A 4,820-nucleotide genomic window follows, 5' to 3' on the forward strand; every position below is an offset into this window, starting at 1 on the left:
ACTTTGGGGGCACCGGGTCCGGGCGGGCTTGTGGGGCCCCGCTCTCAAAATACAACCGTCATAAATGGGCGCGCGCACCAACCCCCCCCCCCGTCCCGCCGCCCCGCGGCGAGCCACCCTCTCTCACAAGGGGAGAGGGGAAGGCCACGCACGGCCTACGTAAACAACGTCGGCTGCTGCCGCGACGCGCGCTCCTGCGCTTCCACCACAGCCACTGCGGTCATGTTGAGGATGCCGCGCGCCGTTACCGACGGGGTGAGGATGTGAGCCGGGCGCGCCGGGCCGATCAGGATCGGCCCGACGGGGAGCGCGTCCGCCAGCGACTTGATCATCTGATAGGCGACGTTGGCGGTGTCGAGGCTTGGCATGATCATGATGTTGGCTTCGCCCTCGAGCTTGGAGTGCGGCAGCACCATCTTGCGCGCGGCGGCCGAGAGCGCGGTGTCGCCTTGCATCTCGCCGTCGGCCTCGAGTTCCGGATGCTTCTCCTTCAGGAGCTGGGTTGCCCGGCGCATCTTGCGCGAGGATTCCGTGTCGTAGCTGCCGAAATCCGAATGCGAGACGAAGGCGATCTTCGGCTTGATGTTGAAGCGTTGGACGTGGACCGCCGCGAGCGAGGCGATCTCGGCGAGCTCTTCGGCGCTCGGATTGGGCCGCACCTGGGTGTCGGCGATGAAGAAGGCGCCCTTGCTCGTGATCAGCAGCGCCAGCGCCGCATAGTCGCTGATTCCCGGGGTGAACCCGACGATCTCGCGAACATGGCGCAGATGGCTCATGTAGCGGCCCTCGACGCCGCAGAGCATGGCGTCCGCCTCTCCGCGCACCACCGCGAGCGCCGCGATGACGGTGTTATTGGTGCGCACCACCGTGCGCGCCGCATCCGGCGTCACGCCGCGGCGGCCGGCGACCTCGCCATAGGACTGCACGTAGGAGCGGTAGCGCGGATCGTCCTCGGGATTGACCAGGTCGAAGTCCCTGCCGGCCTTGATAGACAGGCCGAAGCGCTCGATGCGGGCCTCGACCACCGACGGACGTCCGACCAGGATCGGCATCGCCAGCTTCTCTTCCAGCACCACCTGGGTGGCGCGCAGCACGCGCTCATCCTCGCCTTCGGCGTAGATCACGCGCACCGGTTGGGTCTTGGCCTTGGCGAACATCGGCTTCATGACGAGGCCGGAGCGGAAGGCGAAGCGCTCGAGCAACGCGGTGTACTCGTCGAAATTGGTGATGGGCCGGGTCGCAACGCCCGATTCCATCGCGGCCTTCGCCACCGCCGGCGCGATGCGCAGGATCAATCTCGGATCAAAGGGACTCGGGATCAGCGAGCCCGGGCCAAACCCTTGCGTCTCGCCGGTATCGAAGCCTTGCGCGACCGCATCGGACGGCGCCTCGCGCGCGAGCTGCGCGATGGCCTCGACGGCGGCGTGCTTCATCTCCTCGTTGATCGCGGTGGCGCCGACATCGAGCGCGCCACGGAAGATGAAGGGAAAGCACAGGACGTTGTTGACCTGGTTCGGATAGTCGGAGCGGCCAGTGCAGATCATGGCGTCGGGACGGGCTTTGCGCGCCTCCTCCGGCATGATCTCCGGCGTCGGATTCGCGAGCGCCATGATGAGCGGCTTGTCGCCCATCGCCTTGGCCATCTCGGGCTTGAGCACGCCCGGTGCGGAGAGACCGATAAAGATGTCGGCGCCGCCGATGACGTCGGCGAGCGTGCGCTTGTCGGTCTTCTGCGCATAGACCGCCTTCCAGCGGTCCATCGTGGTGTTGCGGCCTTCGTGAACAAGGCCGTCGATGTCGCAGACCCAGATGTTCTTGCGCTGCGCCCCCATCGACACCAGCAGGTTCAGTGTCGCAAGCGCTGCGGCCCCTGCCCCCGATGCGACGATCTTGACGTCCGACAGGTTCTTGCCGTTCAGGCGCAGACCGTTGGTGATCGCGGCGGCGACGATGATCGCGGTGCCGTGCTGGTCGTCGTGAAAGACCGGGATCTTCATGCGCTCCTTGAGCTGCGCCTCGATCTCGAAGCATTCCGGTCCGCGGATGTCCTCGAGATTGATGCCGCCGAAGGTCGGCTCGAGCGCGGCCACGGTCTCGACCACGCGTTCGATGGTGTCGGCCGCGATCTCGATGTCGAACACGTCAATGCCGGCGAATTTCTTGAACAGGACCGCCTTGCCCTCCATCACCGGCTTCGAGGCCAGCGGGCCGATATTGCCGAGGCCGAGCACGGCGGTGCCGTTCGAAACCACGGCAACCAGATTGGAGCGTATCGTCAGCGTCGCCGCTTCCGCGGGGTTCTTGGCGATCTCCATGCAGGCGGCGGCGACGCCGGGGGAATAGGCCAGCGCGAGGTCGCGCTGGTTGGCGAGCGGCTTGCTCGCCTGGATCTCGAGCTTTCCGGGGCGCGGCAGCCGATGATAGGCCAGCGCCGCCTGGTGGAGATCATCAGAATAGGACGACATGCGGTGTCTTGCCTCGCGTTACCGGCCTCAAACTACGTTGTCCTGACCGGCCCGCCTTCGGGTGGTATTTCCGGGTCATGGAGACGGGATGAAGCACGTCGGGCGGCCCGGTGGCAACATCCGATTGCTGCCCCATCAACAGGGCGCGCGGTCAAATATCTGATAGCGCTCGCTTTCCCTGGACCGCGCGTTGCTTTGCGAATATGGCAGGTTGCGTGCTGCAACGCGAGCAACTGGAGCTGGGAATGAAGCGAATCCTGATCGGCTTCATCGTCGTGGCCGTGGTGGCCGCGGGCGGATGGTTGGGCTTCAGCTTCTACGCAAAACATCGCGTCACCGCCGAGGTGGAGACCGCGTTCGAGCAAATCCGCAAGCAAGGCGGCAAGGCTAGCTACGGCAAGATCGCCTTCGATCTGCCCACGCGCACCATCACGATCGAGGACATCGCGGTTACGCCGGGCAAGGCACGCAGGCGCAGATCAGGATCGCCGCCATCAAGGGCACGGGCGTTCGCCAGATCGACGAAACAAGGATCTCGGCCGACCCCGTCGACATCACCGGGCTCGAGGTTACGCTGGACCAGATCGGCGCTGCCAAGCTGAAGGTCGCGTACAAGATCCCGCACCTGGTCATGCGCGACTATGCCGGTCCAGTTCAGGCCGGTCAGGTGCCGGCGGACAGCTCGCTGGTCGATATGTACCGCTACGTGCTCGGCCAATATGCGAGTGTCGCTGCATCGTCGCTCACGGCTCCGACCCTCACGATCAGCTTCGATTCCCGCGCCGCCGGCAGCGGCGAGGTCACCTATTCCGGACTGGCGATCCAGAACCTAAAGCACGGCAAGATCGACGGGATGAAGTCGGACCGCGCCGTGATCTCGGTCGACGTGAAGCAACCCGGCAAGACGGACAAGCTGACGGGTGAATCGTCGAACATCATCGTCAACGATTTCGACGCGACCGCGATCATCGCCGCGCTCGATCCGCAGACGGCCAGCGACGACAGCTATCGCCGGGTCTATCGGCAGGTCTCGACGGGCCCCTATGCGCTCAAATCGGCACAGGGGATGCGAGTGGATGTCGACGGGTTCACCATGGAAGACATCGCCGTCCAGCCGTCGAAATTCCGGCTGGCTGAGATATTTGCCGCGCTGCCACGGGATCAATCGGCCCCGCCGACTCCGGCGCAGGCACGCGAGCTGCTGGAGAAGCTCGCCGGAGTTTATGAGGGTCTTCGCATCGGTAAGGCCGAAATCGGCAAGATGTCGGTCGGCACGCCGCAAGGAACGGCCACGGTTGGTGCCATCCGATTTCGCGACGGCGAGTTCGCGGTCGAAGGCGTCGACGCGCCGTCTCCGCAGGGACAGTTCAAGATGGAGCGCTTTGCGCTGAAGTCCTTCAGCACGGCGAGTTTGATGCGCTGGGCAGCAAGCCTCACCACTGCCGGGCGGGCGCCCTCGCCGGATCAGATGCTCGGGCTGTTCGGCGTGCTCGCAGGCGCGGAGATCAAGGGCGTGACGGCGCCGTTCAAGACCACCAATAAGCTGGTCATGATCGACACACTGAGCCTGGACTGGGGGCAGCTGGTCGGCTCGATCCCGAGCAAGGCGCATGTGGTTGCCAAATTTGTCACGCCAGCCGATCCATCCGGTCCAAAACAGCTTCCATTGATTGCCAGCGGGATCGACAAGCTCGCTATCGACCTCGATCTCGGCGCTGCCTGACCGAACAGTCCAACAGCTTCGCTCTGACGCCCGCGACCCTCGACATCGGAGGCAACGCAAGAGCGCAACTGCGTATGGCGCTCGGCAACGTACCACGCGAGGTGTTTTCGGCCGATCCGGCCCAGCTCATGGGCCAGGCGGCCCGGATCGAGGCGGGCACGCTCGAATTCTCATTGCGCGACAGCGGCGTCATCGATCTCGTCGCGGCGCAGTTCGCGCGCATGCAGAATGTCAGCCGCGATACCGCACGCCAGGCGCTCGTCGAGAGCATCAAGGCTAAACGCGAGCAAGTTGCTTCCGCCAATCCGGATGCGAACGCGGCCGTGGACGCGATCGCCCGCTTCGTCGAGACGCCGGGCCAGACGCTTTCCATCATGCTGTCCCCGCGCGCCAAGGCACCGCTGATGCAATTGATGCAGCTCTTGCAAACCGACCCACAGAGCGCGCTTGCGCAGTTCAGGATCGAGGCGTCGACGGGGCTGTAGGGAACGACGCTGCGCGCGGGGATGGCAGTTGGACCGGCGAAAATCCCTCCCCGTCATTGCGAGCGAAGCGAAGCAATCCAGAGTCACTCCGCGGAAAGATTATGGATTTCTTAGCTTGGGGCCTTGAGGTTATAAACATATGACGCA

At 64.7% G+C, this 4,820-nt stretch carries 4 protein-coding genes; 3 read left to right on the forward strand and 1 reads right to left on the reverse strand.

The features are described from left to right. Positions 1 to 155 precede the first annotated feature (155 nt). Positions 156 to 2,465: an NADP-dependent malic enzyme gene (locus AC0L23_RS39000; protein ID WP_018456292.1), complete on the reverse strand. Its 2,310-nt coding sequence runs from the start codon at positions 2,463 to 2,465 to the stop codon at positions 156 to 158. Between the two features lie 245 nt (positions 2,466 to 2,710). Here AC0L23_RS39000 and AC0L23_RS39005 point away from each other — a divergent pair, with 245 nt between their 5' ends. From AC0L23_RS39005 to AC0L23_RS39015, 3 genes are all read left to right on the forward strand, one after another. Beyond that, positions 2,711 to 3,067 carry a hypothetical protein gene (locus tag AC0L23_RS39005; RefSeq protein WP_085364700.1) on the forward strand — a complete coding sequence of 119 codons (357 nt, stop codon included), beginning with the start codon at positions 2,711 to 2,713 and terminating at the stop codon, positions 3,065 to 3,067. Positions 3,068 to 3,096: 29 nt separating this feature from the next. Further along, positions 3,097 to 4,188, forward strand: a complete 1,092-nt coding sequence (locus AC0L23_RS39010; protein ID WP_317244440.1) for a hypothetical protein — start codon at positions 3,097 to 3,099, stop codon at positions 4,186 to 4,188. A gap of 74 nt (positions 4,189 to 4,262) precedes the next feature. Next, positions 4,263 to 4,673 carry a hypothetical protein gene (locus tag AC0L23_RS39015; RefSeq protein WP_317244441.1) on the forward strand — a complete coding sequence of 137 codons (411 nt, stop codon included), beginning with the start codon at positions 4,263 to 4,265 and terminating at the stop codon, positions 4,671 to 4,673. Positions 4,674 to 4,820 lie beyond the last annotated feature (147 nt).

The sequence above is a fragment of the Bradyrhizobium sp. MI1.4 genome, from assembly GCF_055811315.1.

Coding starts and splice junctions, on each gene's coding strand:
- AC0L23_RS39000 (WP_018456292.1), bottom strand. CDS start 2,465: ATGTCGTCCTATTCTGATGATCTCCACCAGGCGGCGCTGGCCTATCAT.
- AC0L23_RS39005 (WP_085364700.1), top strand. CDS start 2,711: ATGAAGCGAATCCTGATCGGCTTCATCGTCGTGGCCGTGGTGGCCGCG.
- AC0L23_RS39010 (WP_317244440.1), top strand. CDS start 3,097: ATGCGCGACTATGCCGGTCCAGTTCAGGCCGGTCAGGTGCCGGCGGAC.
- AC0L23_RS39015 (WP_317244441.1), top strand. CDS start 4,263: ATGGCGCTCGGCAACGTACCACGCGAGGTGTTTTCGGCCGATCCGGCC.